The organism is Schaedlerella sp. (assembly GCF_056796775.1).
Genome location: NZ_JBQIKP010000027.1, coordinates 41,162 through 61,120, shown reverse-complemented (window position 1 = coordinate 61,120; position 19,959 = coordinate 41,162). Strand labels below are relative to the sequence as shown.

Sequence of the window (19,959 nt, the reverse complement as noted above, 5' to 3'; positions counted from 1 at the left end):
CATTAAATATTGTTGCTGAAACAAATATTATCAAGTATTTTCAGGATAGACACATACTAGCTAAAATGCATCCTTGGAGATTATCATATCATAAAGATTTTTCTGAACAGGAACTCAAAATTTTAGGTGGAGCTCTCAGAGACTTGGGTTATGATGATAAAGAGTATACTGCTGATCAGCTGAAGGTTCTGGCAAGGAATAAGGAACGAAATCTGGAAATTATGAGGCAGTTGCGGCAACTTCGGCTTGACAAAAAACCAACGATCGTCTTTGCTTGTTCGGTTGATCATGCCAAAATGTTATCAGCAATGTTAATGCTTGAAGGGATTCCTAATAGCCTGGTTTTAGGAGAGATGGCTCCAATGGATCGGAAACGTGCAATAGAGGCTTTTAAAAAGAAGGATTCCGGTGTGGACATTATCATTAATTATGAAGTGTTAACTACGGGTTTTGACTCAAAGAATATTAAATGTGTTTTTATTACTCGGCCGACACATTCAATTGTTCTTTATAGCCAAATGCTAGGGAGAGGACTTAGAGGGCCGCTTATGGGCGGCAATGAGGAATGCACACTTATAGATATAGATGATAATTTGCAAATGTTTGATAATGAGACTGCATTTTCTCACTTTAATGATTACTGGAGAGTTTAGGAGGAAGACATGGGAAAAAGCATTGTGGATATTAGAAATATGGGTGACGCGCTTAGAAATACTGGCTATAAAAACATTGAGAGCGCTGTGTCTGAAATAATTGATAATTCCGTAGAAGCAGGGGCAGAAAATATTTTTGTTATTTTGCGGGAAGGAGTTGCCGCTTCTGGAAGAAAAGTTGTTACAGAGATCGGTTTTTTGGACAATGGGGAGGGTATGGACTCCGATGTTTTGGGAAGCTGCTTAGGTATTGGAGCATCGACACGTCAGGCAAGAAAAGGGATGGGGAGATTTGGAGTCGGATTGCCACAGGCTTCATTATATGCTTGTCCTGAAATTGAAGTGTATTCTTGGCAGGGAGGCGTAGAAAATGCTCAGAAAGTATATCTTGATATCAATAAAATAAAAGATGGAGAGCAGACGGAAATTGAAGATCCTATACAGGAAGCAATTCCTGAACCATACGCTTCCTATATCAGATATCAAACAATGCTTGAAGCATATGATTTTTCACAATCGGGAACATTGGTTATCTGGAAGAAATGTGATCGAATTAATCCTAAGACACGTGGCCCATTAACAGAAAGATTAGAATTTAGTTTGGGACAAAAATTCCGGTATTTTATACATGATGAAGTAAGCAAAATAAAAATAGTTTGTGATGAAAATCCAGATGCCGCAATTGATATAGTGCCTAACGATCCATTATTTTTGATGGAGGATAATTGCGTGCTTTGTGATCCTGAGGAACCAAAACATATATATAAGGCGGGACAGAAAACGAATATAGAGGCACCTTTTGAATTATATACAGCAAAAGGAACTGGAACAGGAGAGGTAGAGATTCCAATCAAATATATTAATAAGAATGGGCATTTAGCGACATCGCCTGTAACAATAAGATTTTCAATTGTAAAAAATAAGTTTTATGATAAAACAGCATTTCCTAATGGAGATCCTGGCAATTATAGATTAGGGAAGCATGCTGCAAAAATGGAGGGCATTTCTGTAGTAAGAGCAAGGAGAGAAATCGATTTTAGGCGTTTTGATTTTTATAGTGTAATTAATAAACCACAGCATAGATGGTGGGGATGTGAAATTATTTTTGAGCCAGAGCTGGATGAGGTATTTGGAGTTTCAAACAACAAACAGTATGTTGAACTAAAGAAAGTGGATGTTAATGATTTGGATTCTGATGAGGTTGATATTTCACCTATTTGGGATCAATTGGCGGCAACGATTATTCCCACAATAAAAGCCATGTATGCTCAAAATGAAGAGACTAGAAAAAATACAAGAACTTTTGATGGAAATAATAACCCTAGTACTGAAATAATAAATACAGTAGAAAATGATCCGGCAACTACAGATTTTGATGAAGAAGACGAGGATGTAGATGTACCTTCGGCAGAAGAAGTTGCGGAGACAGGTAAAGAGGAATTAAAAGAGCTAGGGTATGAAAATCCGACAGATGAACAGGGGACTGCGTTTATCAATAATTCTGTTAATTTTGTTTACGCTGATAAGGGAGAAAGAAGTCCAGCATTTGATTATAAAGCTGTTCTTAAAACAACAGTTATTACAATAAATACAAGCCATAAATTTTATACATCGTTCTTAAGTAAAATATATTCAAATGCAGAGGTAAAGATAACATTTGAATTATTCCTGGCTTCTTTAATTCAATCAGTGCGAAAGACGGACTCATATCAACTGGTTGAGAATGACAGGCTTATGACAACTTGGTATAATCGTTTGAATAATTATATTTCAGAGCAGCTTAACCCAAGAAATACACAGTAGAGGATGAATTTTATGTCTATACTTATTTCAGATGAGATATTAGATTCGGTAAGAAGAGAATTAAAGGGTGCATTATCTTCTGTACAGATAATTACAGCTTATTGTAAAGAACCTTCTTTTTTGCATTTAGATGGCTACATAAATGATGGAGTTAAGGAAAAACGTCTGCTTGTCAGATTCAGAATGGATGATATTCTGAAAGGAAGTACCGATTTCTCTATAATAGAATGTGGAATAAGAGCAGGCTGGCAAGTTTATATTCGTTTTGACTTGCACGCCAAGACATATATTATTGATAATAAGAGAGGATTAATTGGCAGCGCAAACGCAACTAACTCAGGGCTGAGTATTGGAAAAAATAGAAATATGGAAATAGCGACTTTGGTTGATATAGAACCAAAGGATGTTGAAAAGATCAATAAGTTGTTTGATGATGCTATTTTAATAGATAGTGCGCTGTTAAGAAAGCTAAAATCTCAAATAAATGCAGTAGGGAAAAACGGACAACAAGAAATTTATAGTTGGGATGCGTCGATAACGACTATGTTTAATCCTCATATTGATACTTTATTTTCATATGAACTACCTGAGGACTTTAACTTAAGAAATGGTGAATATTTTTCTTTTTTAGATGAAACATATAATGGAGATATTGTAAAATTTAAGGAATTATTTAGATGGAGCAATGCATATTTATGGTTATTAGCTATATTAAAAGAAAACAAAGGGTGTTTATATTTTGGCACATTAGCTGAGAAATTACATAATATACTTATTTCCGATCCTAAGCCATATAGAAGAGATGTGAAACAGATGTTAGCAAATCTTTTGAGTTTGATAGATAAATTAGGTATGGAGGAAATCGTGATTGACCGGCCTAATTATTCTCAAAGAATAAGTTTGAGAAAATAGACAATTGTGAAAGCACTTATGGATATTTAAAATCCTGAGGTGGTACAAGAAGAACAAATTGTCAAAAGTAATTGTAAAATTGAAGGGGGGATATTTCATTTTGGTAATTGAGAGCGTTATGTTTATGTGATTATAGTAGTTTGAGAAATGATTGTAAATGGTAAGTAGAAAAGGAGATATAAGTATATGAAATGGGAATCATATTCGCATCCGATTTCGGATGTACGTGATTGGGCGGACAATGAACGTCTTGAATTAAGACCAGATTTTCAGAGGAATGAAGTATGGACACAGGCGGCACAAATAATGTTGATTGATACAATTTTGAAAGGAATACCCATTCCAAAGATATATATTAAATCAATTGTGAAGAATGAAAAGACATATAGGATTGTGGTGGATGGACAACAGCGTTTGACAGCTATTTTAAAGTTTATTCGCGATGATCTTCCATTAAAAAAGCCATACAAAGGCGAATTTCTTAATATGAGATATAGTGATTTGCCAGAAAGTGTCCATGATGATTTTATTCGTTATAAGATTGATATTAACGAGATATTTAATCCATCAGACGAAGAAATCAGGGATCTTTACTCAAGAGTAAATAAATATACGGTTCAATTGAATAAGCAGGAACTTAGAAAAGCAGATTTTCCAGGTGACTTTATTTCACTTGCAGAAAAAATATCTGAGAATTTGTTTTTTGATAATTCGAAAATTTTTAGTGTAAAACAAAGAAGAAGAATGTTGGATGTTGAATTTATTGAAGAACTATTAGCGATAATATTAGAAGGAGTGCAGGATAAAAAGGACTATTTAGATAAAGTATGCGAAAAATATATTATTTTGGATAATAAGGAAGATGTTGAACAAAAATTCCTTGGAGTAATAGAAGATATTTCGCGGATTTTTGATTTGGAAAAATTCCCGATATGCGATACCAGATTCAAACAGAAATCAGATTTTTACTCTCTCTTTGCATGTGTTTTGCTACTGAGAGAAGTAGGAGAACTGCAGACTGACAAACTAGAAGAAATACGTGATGAATTAAGAGTAATGGACGAATACATCGGTCCTCAATCAGATGATGAAGAGTATAGAGAATATGCTACACGTTGTCTAAGTGATGCCAATTCTATTGCTAATAGAAATTGGAGAACGGAGTTTATGAAAAAAAGAATGGATATTCTTTACGAGGGATGATTATGGAACTTTACTTAAAGAAAAATCGAGTGTTCTATTTTGACGGAGAAGAAGTTGTAGCAAATTCAGGACATAGCTATGAAATTAGTGATAGATTAGGTGCGGGTGGGAATGGGGTCGTTTATGAATGTATTGACCAAAATGGTTCACTCTATGCAATAAAATTTCTACTTCATTTTACTGAAAAAAGTAAAAAGCGATTTGGGCAAGAAATTTCATTGATGAAAAGATTACATCATCCACATATTATTAAATATATTGATGATGGATTCATAAAACTGAGAGAAAATAGACGGTCTTTCCAAGAACAACAAGCATTGTTTGTAATCATGGAAAAGGCAGATTTAAATTTAAAAGATTTATTGTCTCAAACATCTAAAATACCGTATGATATCTATGCGCCACAGTTTCGTGGATTATGTGAAGCTTTAACGGAAATACACCAATTTGCTATACATAGAGACATTAAGCCGGAAAATATTCTGGTAAAAGGTGAAACATGGGTTTTAAGTGATTTTGGATTGTGCGAGTTTTTGAATGCGGATGAGCATTGTGATATAACAGGAGAAAATGAAAAAATTGGTCCTGTTTTTTGGATTAGTCCAGAGGCTGTAAATAAATATTATTTTGGGATGAATGATATAGGAACATATTCAGATGTTTTTCAATTGGGAATGATATTTGCGTTTGTATTAATGAAGAGGTTCCCGGGGGGCATATTGAGTGAGAATGATTTTATAGGGACAGATGAATTTATTGGAAGCGTTATTTTAAAGACTTTAGCTAATGACTATACAAAAAGACCAGAGAATGGTAAAGAATTATTGGAATTGATAAACGATGCAACAATTAATAAATAGTCGTTGAATTGCTTTACCTAAAAGAGCACACAAGTCCCTTTATCTGTATATACAATTTGAATAAGTGTACGGCTTAGCTTGTGAGAAATTTGGTTTCCTTAGACAAAAAATACTATTTTCCGGAAATTATCAGAATAACTTTGAGTTTTAGATATGAAAAGGGGGCGCGGCTCAAGATACTTTCATTTTTGCAGGCTAAGGCCCTGTTGGTGTATGAATTTTATAAAATTGCTAAATGTATTAAAGGGATGTGATACAGGAGTCAATATGGACAAGAAAAAAGTAACGAACATGGAAGTGAAAAAACAGAATCGGAACCGGGTGTTCCGCTACATATACAGACACGGCACGGTTTCTAACCCGGACATTGCCCATGAGATGAACATGAGCCTGCCGACGGTGACGCAGATCACAAAGGAGCTGATCGAAAAAGGGCTGGTAGAAGAAAAGGGCGAGCTGCAGTCCACCGGAGGCCGCCGGGCCAAGGCGCTGTCTGCGGCTGTGAATATCAAACAGGCGGTGGGGCTGGACATCACAAAGAACCATATCAGCCTGGTACTGACCAACCTTGCCGGTGAAATTTTAAATTACGAACGGATCTACCAGCCCTATGCATCGGAGGATCTGTATTATCGGGAGGTCAATAAAAAGCTGGAACGCTTTTTAGATGAAAGCGGCGCGGTCCGGGAGCGGATACTGGGGATTGGGATCGCTTTTCCGGGAATTATTGACCTGGACAAGAGGATTGCCGAATCGCATGTACTCGGTGTGGAATCTGTGTCATTTGATCTGGTAAGCCGTTTTTTCTCCTATCCCTGCTTTTTCCTGAATGACGCGAATGCTGGGGCCTATGCGGAGGGGATCCGCCCGGATGGGCCGGACAGATTCTTTTATCTGTCATTGAGCAACACGGTGGGAGGCGCCGTATTCTACCGCAATGAGCTCATGCAGGGGGATCATTTCCGATGCGGAGAGGTGGGGCATATGACGGTGGTTGCGGACGGAGAACCCTGTTACTGCGGGAAAAAGGGATGCCTGGACGCTTACTGCTCTGCGTCGCGCTTATCCGATGCGGCGGGTGGAAAGCTGGAAAGATTTTTTGCGGCACTGGAACGAAAAGAAGAGGAGGCCGTGCGGCTTTGGGATCGATATACGTCCTATCTGGCAATTGCGGTTAACAATATCCATATGGTCCTGGACTGCGATATCATCCTGGGCGGATATGTGGGAAGCTACGCAGAGGCTCACATTCAGGATATCTGGAAAAAGGTATCGGAAAGAAATACATTTGCGGAAAGCGGTCCGTTTGTAAAGGCATGCAGCTATGAGCTGGGGGCGGCGGCACTTGGGGCGGCATTGCAGGTGACAGAAGATTTTGTGAAACAGATTTAAATAGAGCCAGGAAATGTATTTTTGTGAAGAGACTTCAGAGATGGAGTCTCTTTTTTTGACGCTATAGGACTCTTGGCTTGCCTGAATTTTTAGACATTGTGTTGTTTCCAATTGGCGCATGTACATTTTGAACAAAAAGCAGAGATCTGTTTTGTGTATATTACCGAAAATCAGATTTCGATATAGAATCTGTTGACAAAATAGATCTTCCGATATAAAATTAAAAACATAATAAAACTATTTAATAAAGTATACAACAAAGAAAGAAGGAGGACACTATCATGGAAGGAACAATGAAAACCGCAGTGATGCTGGGAATCGGCAAGATGGGATTTGAGGAGAGGGAGATTCCGAAGGCAAAGGACAACGAGGTACTGGTCAAATTGGAATACGTAGGGATCTGCGGAAGTGACCTGCATTACTACGAGACAGGAGCTATCGGCGACTATGTAGTAAAACCGCCCTTTGTACTCGGACATGAACCGGGAGGCACTGTGGTAGAGGTGGGAAAGGACGTGAAGCATCTGAAAGTGGGAGACCGGGTGGCACTGGAGCCGGGCAAGACCTGCGGACACTGCGAATTCTGCAAGACCGGACGCTATAACCTCTGCCCGGATGTGGTATTTTTCGCAACGCCTCCGGTGGACGGCGTATTCCAGGAATATGTGGCCCATGAAGCAGATCTGTGCTTTAAGCTGCCGGACAATGTGAGCACACTGGAAGGGGCTTTGATCGAGCCTCTGGCGGTAGGCTTTCATGCGGCAATGCAGGGCGGCGCAAGAGCGGGACAGACGGCAGTTGTCATGGGGGCAGGCTGTATTGGCCTGGTCACGATGATGGCACTCAAAGCCATGGGCGTGTCCAAGGTTTATGTAGTAGACATTATGGAAAAGCGTCTGGAAAAGGCACTGGAGCTGGGAGCGGACGGTGTGATCAACGGAAGCAAAACCGATGCGGTAGAAGAGGTGATGAGGCTGACGGAAGGAAAGGGATGCGACTTGGCAGTGGAGACCGCAGGAACACAGATCACTACGGTACAGACCATCCATATGACCAAAAAGGGTTCCACGATCGTACTGGTAGGCTACAGCAAGAGCGGTGAGATGACCCTGCCCATGAGCCTGGCGCTGGATAAAGAGCTGACCTTCAAGACTGTATTCCGCTACCGTCACATTTATCCGATGGCAATTGACGCGGTTGCTTCTGGAAAAGTGAATCTGAAAGGGATCGTGACAGATATATTCGGGCTGGATGAAGCGCAGAAGGCAATGGACTACAGTGTAAACAATAAGGCGGATATCGTGAAGGCTGTTATCCGTATCAGAGAAGAATAAATTATCGGATTCAGGTGTATTCAGGTACTGCGCTCAGAGCCGGAATCAGCAGGCTCTGAGCAGTCAAAACAATGAATGTCAATGAGGACAGGGAGGACCATGATGGAACAGAAGGAAACGGATGTAAAAGTACCATTGATCAGCAAGATCGCTTACGGTATGGGCGACGTGGGGTGTAATTTCAGCTGGATGTTTGTAGGAAACTTTTTGATGATATTCTATACGGATGTATTTGGAATCGGAATGGGAGCAGTTGCGGGGCTGATGCTGTTTTCCAGATTCTGGGACGCCATCAATGATCCTGTGATCGGCGGGCTGAGTGATAAGACTCATACCCGTTGGGGAAGATACCGTCCCTGGCTGCTGATTGCGGCGCCCTTGACCGCCGTCGTATTGATGTTGACCTTCTGGGCGCATCCGGACTGGCCGTCTAACGTAAAAATTGTGTATATGGCGATTACTTACTGCATTCTCGTACTGGGCTATACCTGCGTCAACATTCCCTATGGAACCCTGTGCGGCGCTATGACGCAGAACATCGAAGAGCGGGCCAAGATCAATACCTTCCGTTCCGTCAGCGCCATGATCGCGATCGGCATCATCAATATCGTCACAGTTCCGCTGATCGCGGCCCTTGGAAATGGAGATGACAAGAGAGGATACCTTCTGATCGCGGTCCTATACGGATGTATCTTTGCGGCATGCCATATCTTCTGCTTTGCAAAGACAAAAGAGGTGGTAGAGGTGCCGGAAAAGGAAAAGACCTCCTTGAAGATCCAACTGTCTGCCGTTGCGAAGAATAAGCCCTATATGATCGCGGTTGCGGGGCAGTTCCTGTTCGGAGTCACTCTCTATGGAAGAAATGCGGATGCATTGTATTATTTCACCTATGTGGAAGGCAATCAGGCATTATTCAGTACATATTCACTTTTCATCATTGTTCCGGCTATCATCGGAGCTGCCTGCTTTCCGCTTGTGTTCCGTCTGACCAATAATAAAGGCCGATCCGCTTCAATCTTTGCGCTCCTGACAGGGATCAGCATGTTCTGTATGTATTTTTTCACGGTTGGAAGCTCACCGGTTCCGTTTTACCTGTTCTCCTGCCTGGCACAATTTTTCTTCTCCGGGTTCAATACGGCTATTTATGCGATCGTACCGGACTGCGTGGAATATGGGGAATGGAAGACCGGACTTCGGAATGACGGATTCCAGTATGCATTTATCTCTCTGGGAAATAAGATTGGAATGGCAATCGGCACCTCCGCCCTTGCGGGCGTCCTAGGAGCTTTTGGATATGCGGCGAACCAGCAGCAGAATCCGGCTGTACTTGCCGTGATCAAGCATTCCTTTACCACGGTTCCGGGAATCCTCTGGATCATAACGGCTGCGGTCCTGTATTTCTACCGACTGAGCCGGAAAGCGTACAATGAGATCGTAAAAGAGATCCAGGAGAGGAAGGAAAAAGGAATCGTTCCTGGTCACACCTTAACCGGGCGTGCCCAGTAACTCAGGCCGTCATTTGAAATGTCTACGCTCCGCTTCGGTCTGCGCTAAGCGAATGTCCACTGGATGTTCAGTGCCCTGCGGCTATAATCAAATTAATGGGTTCACATCTGCTTTGTGATATGATACACTAAAAACAGTCATTCGGAAGAAATGTATGAAAATATAGACTGGACATGGAAAATATATAGATAATTTCCATATTTAAACTATGATTTTAAATGAAAGAAGGTTTTTTCATGTACATAGCAGATTTACATATCCATTCCCGTTATTCCCGGGCGACCAGCAAGGACTGTACGCCGGAATATCTGGATCTTTGGGCAAGGCGTAAGGGCATCGGGATCGTAGGAAGCGGGGATTTTACACATCCGGCATGGCGTGAGGAGCTTGCCGAAAAGCTGGAGCCTGCGGGAAACGGCCTTTACGTATTAAAAAAGGAGTACCGGATCGAAGATAATACGGCTGCAGACACCATGCAGCCGCATTTTGTCATTACCGGGGAGATCAGCTCGATCTACAAGAAATATGACCGGGTACGGAAGGTACACAGCCTGATCCTCCTGCCCGGGCTGGAAGAGGCAGAGGTAATCTCACGGAAGCTGGAAGCCATCGGAAATATTCATTCAGACGGAAGGCCCATCCTGGGACTGGACTGCCATGATCTGCTGGAGATCCTTCTGGAATTATGCCCAGAGTCGGTGTATGTCCCGGCCCACATCTGGACACCGCATTTTTCCCTGTTCGGCGCGTTTTCCGGCTTTGACACGGTGGAAGAATGCTATGGCGACCTGTCCTCCCATATCCATGCCATGGAGACCGGGCTGTCCTCTGATCCGCCCATGAACTGGCGTGTATCTGCCCTGGACCGCTACCAGCTGATCTCCAACTCAGACGCCCACTCTCCGGCAAAGCTGGGGCGGGAGGCGAATCTGCTGGATATCGGTTTATCCTATGGAGAGTTAAAGGATGCGGTCCAGACCGGAAAAGGACTGGAAGGCACCATTGAGTTTTTCCCGGAGGAGGGCAAGTATCATTATGACGGGCATCGGAAATGCGGTCTCTGCCTGGCGCCTACGGAAACGGAAAAGTACGGGGGGATCTGCCCGGTCTGCGGGCGGAAGCTGACGATCGGGGTATCCCATCGGGTGGAGCAGCTCTCCGACAGGCCGGAGGGGTATCAAAAGGAGCACGCCGCGCGCTTCGAAAGCCTGGTTCCGCTGCCGGAGATCATCGGCGCTTCGGTAGGACTCTCTTCCGCCAGCGCCAGGGTAGAGCGGGAATACCGAAATCTGCTCCAAAAGCTGGGACCGGAATTCCCCATACTTCGGGAGATCCCGTTGGAAGAGATCCGAAGCGTGTCCGGAATCCTAATCTCGGAAGGGATCGGAAGATTGAGAAAAGGCGAGGTTACAAGACTGCCCGGATTCGATGGAGAATATGGTATCATACGGCTGTTTACTCAGGGGGAGCTGGATGAGCTGGAAGGACAGCTGAGCCTGTTCGAAATGGTTGGGACATTGCCGGATGGAACGAAGTCCGGGCAGAGGTTCCCCGAGGAAGCCGGTAAGAGTACCGGTGACAACGTGCAGAAAATGGCAGAGCAAATGCAGGCTTCAGATACAGGAATCAACTGCGAGCAAATGCGGGAGCTTTCGCAAGGATCTGTAGAACCGCGGAAACGTGCTTCGGAAGTGTCGGAGAAAGGAAGGACAGCCGGAATCTCTGCGGGAATTGCAGGAACAGCGGAGCCAGCCAGATATACATGGAACGAAAACCAGCGTAAGGCCATTGAGTCGATCGACCGGGTCGCTGCGGTCACCGCCGGTCCGGGGACTGGAAAGACGGGCACGTTGGCGGCTCATATCCTTTATCTTCTGGAGACAAGGCGGGTAAAGCCTTCCTGTATTACCGCAGTGACATTCACCAACCAGGCGGCGGGAGAGATGCGGGAGCGGATACGCAGGCAGCTGGGGAAGGGGACAGCCGCGAGAAAACTGCAGATCGGTACATTCCATTCGATTGCCTGGAAGGTATTGAAAGAAAATGGGGTAGAGTTTTCCCTTGCGGGAGATATGGAGATGCGGGATCTGGCAGGCAGGATCATAAAGGCGTATGGTCTGGATATGTCAGTCTCCCGGTTTCTGATGTGGATTTCTAACTATAAGACGGGGTTGAATCCATTAGTGGATGCACGGAGAGAAACAGAATCAACGCATGACATGCCTGATGACACGGAAAAGCTGAAAACTGCATTCCACGTATATCAGAGGAGCCTTCGGGACTGGAATGCTCTCGACTTTGACGATATCCTTTTGGAAGCCTTACGGCTTGTGCGGGAGAAGGCGGAAGAAAACAGAAAACATGCGGATGCGGGGCAGTTTTCCTATCTCATGGTGGATGAATTTCAGGATATCAGCCCCCTGCAGTACGAGCTGATGAAGGCATGGAACGAGGGAGGAAAGGAACTATTTGTGATCGGGGATCAGGATCAAGCGATTTACGGCTTCCGCGGAGCCGATGCCGGGTGCTTCCAAAGGCTTTCGGAAGAATTTCCTCAGACCAGCCGGATCACCCTGGAAGAAAATTATCGTTCTGCTCCTCAGATTCTGTCAGCGGCCTCCGAAGTGATTTCCCGGAATCCGGGAGGAAAAAGGCTGCTGAGGCCAAACAGGCCGGAGGGTGTCCCGGTTCGGATCGTGGAAGCAGACAGCGAGATTTCCGAAGCGATTTTCGCGGCAAAGGAGATCAACCGTCTGGCCGGGGGAATCGGGATGCTGGAGGCACAGGAGATATTCCCGGAGAGCGAGGGGCGTGCGAGGAGCCTTGAGGATATTGCGGTATTGTACCGGACCCGGCGTCAGGCAGATCTTTTGGAGAACTGCCTGAGAAAAGAAGGGATCCCCTATGTGGTGGCCGGCCGGGATGATTATCTTATGGAGTCTGCCGTGCGGGGGACAGTGAGCTTCTTCAAGAGTCTGACACAGCCGGACAACCGCCTGGCCGGGCAGACGGCATTGAAGCTCCTGTGGAACCTGGAAGCCGGCGACATGACCGAGAGCATTTATCAAAATATGGCTGAAAAGTACCGGCCCTTTATGAAAAAGAAAAAGCCCCAGAAAATCCTGGATGAATGGATGAAAGACCTGAATCTGGAAGAGAAGAAAGGCATGGGAAAGCTGTACCGGACAGCCGTCTTTTACCAGACGATGCCGGAATTTACGGAGGCGCTGGATCTGGGAGTGGAGAGTGACCTGAAACGCTGCGGGGAGAAACGGTACACGTCGGGCGCGGTGACGCTCATGACCCTGCATGGTTCGAAGGGGCTGGAGTTTCCGGTGGTGATGATCTATGGAGCGCGAAAGGGAATGCTTCCCTTTGAAAGTGAAAAATACAGTTCGGATGAAGAGGAAGAACGCCGCCTGTTTTACGTTGGACTTACCCGGGCAAAAGAGGAATTGATCCTTACCACATCAAAAGAAGAATCTGCCTTTTTGAAAGATATTCCAAAGGAAATAGTGAGCAGGGAAAAAGCTCGTTCGCATAAGAATATGGGAAATGGCAGACAGATGAGCCTGTTTGACTTTATGAAATAAAAAGCTGCCGGGGAAGGAAATTTGCACAGAGAGTCTTGTGGAAATGCCTGCTTCCGGCGGACTCTTTTACACATCAGTTTTTTTCACAGTATCATTTTTTACGAATGTTGGATTTCAAAGTTTTTTCCAGATCCTGTCCAAGCGCTAATTCTGGAAAGTTTTGAATACAGTAATCTTTTATATTTTTAGCAATATCAGAAAAACCATCTCCAAAATCAGAAAGATTTTTCACCAGATCAAAATTTATCTGGTCTATACTAAAATAATCATGAACCAGATTATTTCGTTTCGTTAAAAAATCTACGGCTTTTTTTTCATTTTCTGTTTTCGGAATGCCTCTCTTAAAGTATTGGCGTACATAATACCGGAGAGATTCTTCGTATGCCGTTCCTTTTTCCGCTATTTCGATAAATGCCATAATGTCACGGAACGCCTGCTTTGCTGATGGATGATCACAAGGTTATTGTATACTGTTTTTTCAACACTTTCCGGTTTTATCTGCACATGAAACCCCAGCTCCTGGATCTCATTCGGAATGTCTACCATGCGCCCGTTCCTCCTCTTTTTCTAATCTTGCTTTATTGATCAGATAATCCCATCTCAAATATTTTTTTCTGATCTCCTGGCGTTCCAGATACCGCTGATAATTTCTCGTGATGACATACAATTCATCCCGCAATGCTTTTGGATAATAATCTGTCATGGGGAAGGCGTTCAAGATACCTGTTGCGAAGATATAACCTTCCGGCATGTAAGAATATTCCAGAATATCACACGGCAGTTGCTCCTGTTCGAAAAATTGGCTGCAGAAATCATAAATATCGCAGCGCTTCAAAAAATCATTACAATATATGATCAGATCAATATCACTGATTCCAGGTTTGAAATCCCGGCGTATAAAGCTGCCGAATACATATACATTGTAATCACTTTCATCAGGAAACGCCTGAATCAGTTCTGATTGAAAACGTACCAGAAGTTCCCGCCGTTTCTCCCAGGAATCCAGTTTCATTCTATCACCTCGCCGCAGTCCAGTTCCTATTAATATTGTGCCTGTTTTACGAAAGGATGTCAATAGAAAAAACTAAAGGTCAGAAATTTGGAAAAAAAGCCGTTTTTGTTCATGCATGCAAAAAATCGTGTACTATATCCAAAGGAAACAATACCAGGTCTGATAAAGGATTCTGGAACTGGACAGAGTGCCGGTACAGGAATATTACAGTGCATCTCTGATGGCAGGGATATCGGGGGTGGCTTTGGCTCTGTGCGGGGGAGATGGGGAGCTGCTACAGTTCTAAAGAGTTTTGGATACATCGAGAGGGTAGGATCGAATAAGTCAGGATATTGGAATGCAATAAAGTAAGTCCCTTACAAAAAAAGCTGCCCTACCGCCGGCAGCTTTTTTTGTTCGATCAGATATCTTCAGTCCTTCTTCATCTTCATCCTTTTGATGACCTTCAGCCGTGTAAATTCTTCTCTGTCCTTTTCCTCCAATGCATTCGTGATGCTGCTGACCAGCTCAGTATACATGGGGATCGTGATGTTCTGCAGCGCGTTGGCGCGCTTCTGTGTCTTTTTGATATTGGAAGCCAGCCGGTAGGCCGCATTTTCCACCATGGACAGCTTTACGGTCAGATCCTTTACCTTCTGGAATGCCTTGGTCGCCTGATCAATGGATTCCCGGGTGGTACTGAATGCGTACGTGGGCAGGTCATGGACCGGGGTGTACTTCACATGGGGAATCTCGGTTCCCATGATGCTTCGGGTACGGATCGAAATGGAATTTTCGATCGGAACCGTATAGGCGAGCTGAGAGACCATATTGATCCCGTGCTCGATATTGGCACGCTGCAGGCACTGGTAGGCATAGGTAAAGGTGCTGTCGATCTCATCCTGGATATCCCGGGCTTCGTCGATCAGCGACATCAGCTCGCGGATCAGGATATTCCGCTTCTTATCCATCAGGTCATAGCCCTGTCTTGCAAGCGCCAGTGAGTTCTTCGCCAGCATTAGATTTCCTTTGGTTGGAAATGTTCGTGGATCCATAGGGCACAGCCTCCTTTACTCGTCTTCCTCCGGCATCGGCTTGTAGTATTTATCCAGGATCTTCGTGTCCACACGGTCCAGTTCTTCCCTGGGAAGGCGGCCCAACAGCTCCCAGCCAAGATCCAGAGTCGCTTCCATGCTCCGGTTTTCGTTCACGCCCTGCCCGATGTAGCGGGTTTCAAAATCCTTTCCGAATGCCAGGTATTTCTTGTCTGTAGGCGACAGCTCGTCTTCGCCGATTACAGAGGCCAGATTCCGGGCGTCACCTACCTTCGCGTAAGCGGAGAACAGCTGGTTGGCCAGATCCTGGTGGTCCTCCCTGGTGTAGCCGGCCCCGATGCCGTCCTTCATCAGACGGGACAGGGAAGGCAGGATATTGATGGGCGGATAGATGGACTGCCCGTGGAGCGTCCGATCCAGTACGATCTGCCCCTCCGTGATGTACCCGGTCAGATCCGGGATCGGATGGGTGATATCGTCATTGGGCATGGTCAGGATGGGCAGCTGTGTTACGGAGCCGCTCACGCCCTGGACGATGCCGGCGCGCTCATACAGGGTCGCCAGCTCACTGTACAGATATCCCGGGTATCCCTTTCGGCTTGGGATCTCTCCCTTGGAGGAGGACACCTCACGCATGGCCTCGGCAAAGGAAGTCATATCCGTCAGGATGACCAGGATATGCATATTTTCTTCAAATGCCAGATACTCCGCAACCGTCAGCGCCACCTTGGGCGTGATCAGACGTTCCACCACCGGGTCATTTGCCATATTCAGGAACATGGCTACATGATCGGCCACGCCGCTGTCCTCGAAGGCACGACGGAAGAAATCTGCCACATCATGCTTGACGCCCATAGCGGCAAATACGATGGCGAACTGTTCGTCCGACCCCTCTCCCAGGGAGGCCTGCTTTACGATCTGCGCCGCAAGCTGGTCGTGGGGAAGGCCGTTTCCGGAGAAGATCGGCAGCTTCTGGCCGCGGATCAGGGTGGTTAGTCCGTCGATGGCGGAGATTCCGGTATGGATATAGTTTCTTGGATATTCCCGTTTTACCGGGTTCAGGGGCAGGCCGTTCACATCCCGCCGCAGAGCGGAGGTGATGGGGCCCAGGTCATCGATGGGCTGGCCGATGCCGTTAAAAGTACGTCCCAGCATATCCGGGGAGAGCGTGATCTCCATCGGATGCCCGGTAAGCCGGGTGTGGGTATTTTTCAGGGACATATTTTCAGAACCCTCGAATACCTGGATGACCGCGCGGTCCTCGTAGATCTCCACGATACGCCCGATCTTGCGCTCCTTGCCGCCGATCACAAATTCCACGATCTCGTCATAGAACGCACCCTGCACGCCCTCCAGGACGATCAGAGGGCCGTTGATACTGCTTAAGCCTAAATATTCAATTGACATGGCATCATTCCCTCCTTATGCATTCTTTTCCAGGACGCGCTGGTAAAATTCGTCGATATCGCGATGGTACTGAGTGAACATTTCCAGGCGGTCATTGGGTACATCATACTTGATGGAAATGACCCGGTCGAAGATGTTCTCCGACTTCAGCACGGACATCGGATGCCCCATGGTCACAAGCGCACGGGACTTTTTATACAGGTACAAAATGGTTTCCATCATCAGGAACTGCTTTTCCATGGACACGCAGGTATCGTCCTTGTGGAAGGCGTTCTGCTGCAGGAATCCCAGACGGATGACACGGGCGATCTCCAGGATCAGCTTCTGGTCGTCGGGAAGCACGTCGCTTCCGATCAGCTTTACGATCTCCAGCAGGCTGCTCTCGGAGTTCAGAAGGGCCATCAGCCGGTTCCGGTAGTCTACGAACTTCGGTGACACCCGGTCCTGATACCAGGGCGCCAGGTCGGTCAGGTATTCGCTGTAGCTGGTGAGCCAGTGGATGGCCGGGAAATGTCTTGCATAGGCCAGGCTCTTATCCAGCCCCCAGAAGCAGCGGACAAATCGTTTGGTGTTCTGGGTGACGGGCTCGGAGAAGTCTCCGCCCTGGGGGGAGACCGCGCCGATGATGGTCACGGATCCGTCCGTATCGTTCAGGTTGTGCATCATGCCGGCCCGCTCATAGAATGCGGACAGCTTGGATGCCAGGTAAGCCGGGAAGCCTTCCTCGGCGGGCATCTCCTCCAGACGTCCGGAGAGCTCTCTTAAAGCCTCCGCCCAACGGGAGGTGGAATCCGCCATGATGGCTACGTCATAGCCCATATCCCGGTAATATTCCGCCAGCGTCAGTCCGGTGTAGATGCTGGCCTCACGGGCAGCCACCGGCATGTTGGACGTATTGGCGATCAGGGTGGTCCGGTCCATCAGAGGATTGCCGGACCGGGGGTCGGTCAGCTCGGAGAATTCCTCCAGAACCTGCGTCATCTCATTTCCGCGCTCGCCGCAGCCGATATAGATAATGATATCTGCGTCAGACCACTTTGCGATCTGATGCTGGGACATGGTCTTACCGGTTCCGAATCCGCCGGGAATGGCGGCTGTACCGCCCTTGGCGATGGGAAACATGGTATCAATGATTCGCTGTCCGGTCACCAGCGGAACCGATGCCGGGAAACGGTTGTTGGTGGGTCTTGGCACACGGATGGGCCAGTGCTGGGTCATGGTCAGTTCCTTCGTGGAGCCGTCTGCCAGCTGCAGGGTGACCAGTGTCTCGTCAATGGTATATTCGCCGTCTGAAACGACGCTGATCACGTCTCCCTCCACGTCCGGGGGAACCATACATTTGTGTACGATGGCACGGGTCTCCGGCACCAGGGCAATGATCTCGCCCGGGGTCAGATGATCGCCGACGGAAGCGACGATATGCGCGCGCCACTTTTTCGCGCGGTCCAGAGAATCCACGCTGACACCGCGGGTAATGAATGCGCCGCCTGTCTCGGAAATCTTTTCCAGGGGACGCTCAATCCCGTCGAAGATATTGTTCAGAATGCCGGGAGCCAGGGTCACGGACACGGCGCTTCCGGTCGCAATGACCTGGTCGCCCGGACGGAGCCCGGTGGTTTCCTCATATACCTGGATCGTGGTCATGTCCTTATCCAATGCAATGACCTCGCCTACCAGCTTTTCCTTTCCGACGTATACCATTTCCTGCATATGGAAGCCTGTATTGCCCTTCAGATAGATGACGGGGCCGTTGACACCATAGATTGTTCCGATATTATCCAATTCCGTCACCTCCTGTAAAGATAAATCTGTCATACTCGTTGCGGAGCAGGGTGGAAAATGAGTTGTCGATCAGGATATTGCGATCCCGGATGACAGCCCGTGTCCCGCCGATAAAATCCTCTGAGCTCAACGTCAGCCGTGTGCCGGTTGCCGCCTCCAGTGCGGCCTGCCGCGGCTCGTCAGAGGGATTGATATAGATGGTCATCTCTTCGCCCGGGGCAAATGCGGTTGCCTTGCGGATCGATTTGATGAGATAGTCCTCATAGGCGTCTGTCTGCATATATTCTTCCGCCAGCTCATGCGCTTCTTTAAAAATCTTGTCTTTCAGCTCGACCTGTACCTTGCCGGTCTTTCTTTTCAGCTCAAGCTGTGTCCTGGCGTTTGCCTGATTCAGCATATGCCTGGCGTTGGACTGCTCCGCCTTGATACGCGTCTCAGACTGCCAGCGCATTTCCTCTTTATGGTCCTTCAATACCTTTTCCAGGGCTTCGCGGTAGTTGTCAATGATCGCATTGCCTTCCGCCCGCGCCTCTTCCATGGAGGATGCCTGTAAATGTGAGAGTTTTTCTTCCAGAGTCAAGAGGGGTACCTCCTTTTATATATGTTCTTGCTGCTGCCGTTTGGGGCCCCTGCCGTGTATTCACAGGGAACCGGCTGTTTACTGTGAGCATCCGGCCGGGGTGCGGACAGTAACACAAACGGCTCACTTATAGCTTTAGTCCGATTGCTTCGGTTACATAGGATGTGATAAAGTCTTTCTTACGGCCGGTTCCGTGCCTGTCAGGAATCTCGATCAGCAGGGGCATCTGCCGTTCCAGACGGAACTGGTCCAGGATCTCGGGAAATTCCTGCCCGAACTTTTCCGTCAGAAGAACGATGCCGATGGATTTATCCGTCAATGTTTTTTCCAGTGCCTCCCGGAGCTCGTCGCGTTCATGCACCACGACGCCGTCCACGCCTGCCAGACGCATTCCTGTATAGGTATCGACATTATCACTGATCAGATACATCTTCATCTTACAGACTTCCCAGGATCATGAAGGAGATGATCAGTCCGTACAGACATACACCTTCTGCCAGACCTACGAAGATCAGGGACTTACCAAGAACACTGGAATCCTCGCTGATCGCGCCCAGCGCCGCACTTGCCGCGCTTGCTACGGCGATACCGCCGCCGATACAGGATAAACCGGTAACCAGTGCGGCTGCGATATAGCCAAGGCCCGTTGCCATAGCTGCCTGAGATGCCGCGTCCTCTGCCGCGTGTACCTGCGGGCCGCCCAGCAGCATGATGGACGCGATGGCAAATGCTCCGAAGAAAAAGAAGGCATTGACTCCGATGGCTGTCTTATAGCGGTTCTTGTTCTTTTCACCGATCAGATAATATCCGAAAGGAATGATGATGCTCAGAATCAATGCAGCGATAAATACGATTTTTGTTGCGGTTGTCATAATAAAATCCTCCTAA

The 19,959-nt window shown here is 46.6% G+C and carries 19 protein-coding genes; 10 read left to right on the top strand and 9 right to left on the bottom strand.

Translation table 11 applies throughout. The annotated features are described in order from the left end of the window. The 9 genes from ACTOY7_RS13055 to ACTOY7_RS13015 form a co-directional block, all read left to right on the top strand. Window positions 1–653 (top strand): DEAD/DEAH box helicase (locus ACTOY7_RS13055; RefSeq protein WP_482672680.1); only part of this gene is annotated, 653 nt, incomplete at its 5' end. A 9-nt stretch (window positions 654–662) separates the two neighbouring features. Then, a complete protein-coding gene (locus tag ACTOY7_RS13050; RefSeq protein ID WP_482672679.1) occupies window positions 663–2,456 on the top strand; it encodes an ATP-binding protein in 1,794 nt (597 codons plus the stop codon). Window positions 2,457–2,468: 12 nt separating this feature from the next. Continuing rightward, window positions 2,469–3,368 (top strand): phospholipase D-like domain-containing protein, encoded by a 900-nt coding sequence (locus ACTOY7_RS13045; RefSeq protein WP_305182628.1) that lies wholly within the window; start codon window positions 2,469–2,471, stop codon window positions 3,366–3,368. Window positions 3,369–3,554: 186 nt separating this feature from the next. Continuing rightward, complete coding sequence (locus tag ACTOY7_RS13040) at window positions 3,555–4,571, top strand: DUF262 domain-containing protein (protein WP_305182629.1); 1,017 nt, start codon at window positions 3,555–3,557, stop codon at window positions 4,569–4,571. Window positions 4,572–4,573: 2 nt separating this feature from the next. Next, window positions 4,574–5,431, top strand: a complete 858-nt coding sequence (locus ACTOY7_RS13035) for a serine/threonine-protein kinase (protein ID WP_305182630.1) — start codon at window positions 4,574–4,576, stop codon at window positions 5,429–5,431. Between the two features lie 267 nt (window positions 5,432–5,698). After that, window positions 5,699–6,823: an ROK family transcriptional regulator gene (locus ACTOY7_RS13030; protein WP_300822205.1), complete on the top strand. Its 1,125-nt coding sequence runs from the start codon at window positions 5,699–5,701 to the stop codon at window positions 6,821–6,823. Between the two features lie 281 nt (window positions 6,824–7,104). Next, complete coding sequence (locus tag ACTOY7_RS13025; RefSeq protein WP_300822206.1) at window positions 7,105–8,157, top strand: NAD(P)-dependent alcohol dehydrogenase; 1,053 nt, start codon at window positions 7,105–7,107, stop codon at window positions 8,155–8,157. A gap of 102 nt (window positions 8,158–8,259) precedes the next feature. After that, window positions 8,260–9,663, top strand: a complete 1,404-nt coding sequence (locus ACTOY7_RS13020; RefSeq protein WP_482670712.1) for an MFS transporter — start codon at window positions 8,260–8,262, stop codon at window positions 9,661–9,663. Between the two features lie 236 nt (window positions 9,664–9,899). Next, window positions 9,900–13,256 carry a UvrD-helicase domain-containing protein gene (locus tag ACTOY7_RS13015; protein WP_482670700.1) on the top strand — a complete coding sequence of 1,119 codons (3,357 nt, stop codon included), beginning with the start codon at window positions 9,900–9,902 and terminating at the stop codon, window positions 13,254–13,256. A gap of 91 nt (window positions 13,257–13,347) precedes the next feature. Here the strand turns inward: ACTOY7_RS13015 and ACTOY7_RS13010 are convergent, their stop codons facing one another. The 3 genes from ACTOY7_RS13010 to ACTOY7_RS13000 are packed head-to-tail and all read right to left on the bottom strand — an operon-like array spanning window position 13,348 to window position 14,268. Next, window positions 13,348–13,674 carry a hypothetical protein gene (locus ACTOY7_RS13010; RefSeq protein ID WP_482670701.1) on the bottom strand — a complete coding sequence of 109 codons (327 nt, stop codon included), beginning with the start codon at window positions 13,672–13,674 and terminating at the stop codon, window positions 13,348–13,350. Next, window positions 13,656–13,802, bottom strand: coding sequence for a hypothetical protein (locus tag ACTOY7_RS13005; protein WP_482670702.1), 147 nt, complete (start codon window positions 13,800–13,802; stop codon window positions 13,656–13,658). The genes ACTOY7_RS13010 and ACTOY7_RS13005 overlap by 19 nt, the downstream gene beginning before the upstream one ends. Then, on the bottom strand, window positions 13,783–14,268 hold the full coding sequence (locus ACTOY7_RS13000; protein WP_160280320.1) for a nucleotidyltransferase domain-containing protein: 486 nt from the start codon (window positions 14,266–14,268) through the stop codon (window positions 13,783–13,785). Before ACTOY7_RS13000 ends, ACTOY7_RS13005 begins: the two co-directional genes overlap by 20 nt. 87 nt (window positions 14,269–14,355) lie before the next feature. Here ACTOY7_RS13000 and ACTOY7_RS12995 point away from each other — a divergent pair, with 87 nt between their 5' ends. After that, window positions 14,356–14,619: a hypothetical protein gene (locus ACTOY7_RS12995; protein ID WP_160280319.1), complete on the top strand. Its 264-nt coding sequence runs from the start codon at window positions 14,356–14,358 to the stop codon at window positions 14,617–14,619. A 59-nt stretch (window positions 14,620–14,678) separates the two neighbouring features. Here ACTOY7_RS12995 and ACTOY7_RS12990 read toward each other — a convergent pair whose 3' ends face one another. From ACTOY7_RS12990 to ACTOY7_RS12965, 6 genes are all read right to left on the bottom strand, one after another. Next, on the bottom strand, window positions 14,679–15,302 hold the full coding sequence (locus ACTOY7_RS12990) for a V-type ATP synthase subunit D (protein WP_394683525.1): 624 nt from the start codon (window positions 15,300–15,302) through the stop codon (window positions 14,679–14,681). 15 nt (window positions 15,303–15,317) lie between these two features. Continuing rightward, window positions 15,318–16,709: a V-type ATP synthase subunit B gene (locus ACTOY7_RS12985; protein WP_160280317.1), complete on the bottom strand. Its 1,392-nt coding sequence runs from the start codon at window positions 16,707–16,709 to the stop codon at window positions 15,318–15,320. Window positions 16,710–16,724: 15 nt separating this feature from the next. Further along, window positions 16,725–18,524 (bottom strand): V-type ATP synthase subunit A, encoded by a 1,800-nt coding sequence (locus ACTOY7_RS12980; protein ID WP_394683526.1) that lies wholly within the window; start codon window positions 18,522–18,524, stop codon window positions 16,725–16,727. Next, window positions 18,484–19,071: a V-type ATP synthase subunit E gene (locus ACTOY7_RS12975; protein WP_300822217.1), complete on the bottom strand. Its 588-nt coding sequence runs from the start codon at window positions 19,069–19,071 to the stop codon at window positions 18,484–18,486. Before ACTOY7_RS12975 ends, ACTOY7_RS12980 begins: the two co-directional genes overlap by 41 nt. A 127-nt stretch (window positions 19,072–19,198) precedes the next feature. Further along, window positions 19,199–19,507: a V-type ATP synthase subunit F gene (locus ACTOY7_RS12970; protein ID WP_016297594.1), complete on the bottom strand. Its 309-nt coding sequence runs from the start codon at window positions 19,505–19,507 to the stop codon at window positions 19,199–19,201. Window position 19,508: 1 nt separating this feature from the next. After that, a complete protein-coding gene (locus ACTOY7_RS12965; RefSeq protein ID WP_125128484.1) occupies window positions 19,509–19,943 on the bottom strand; it encodes an ATP synthase subunit C in 435 nt (144 codons plus the stop codon). Window positions 19,944–19,959 lie beyond the last annotated feature (16 nt).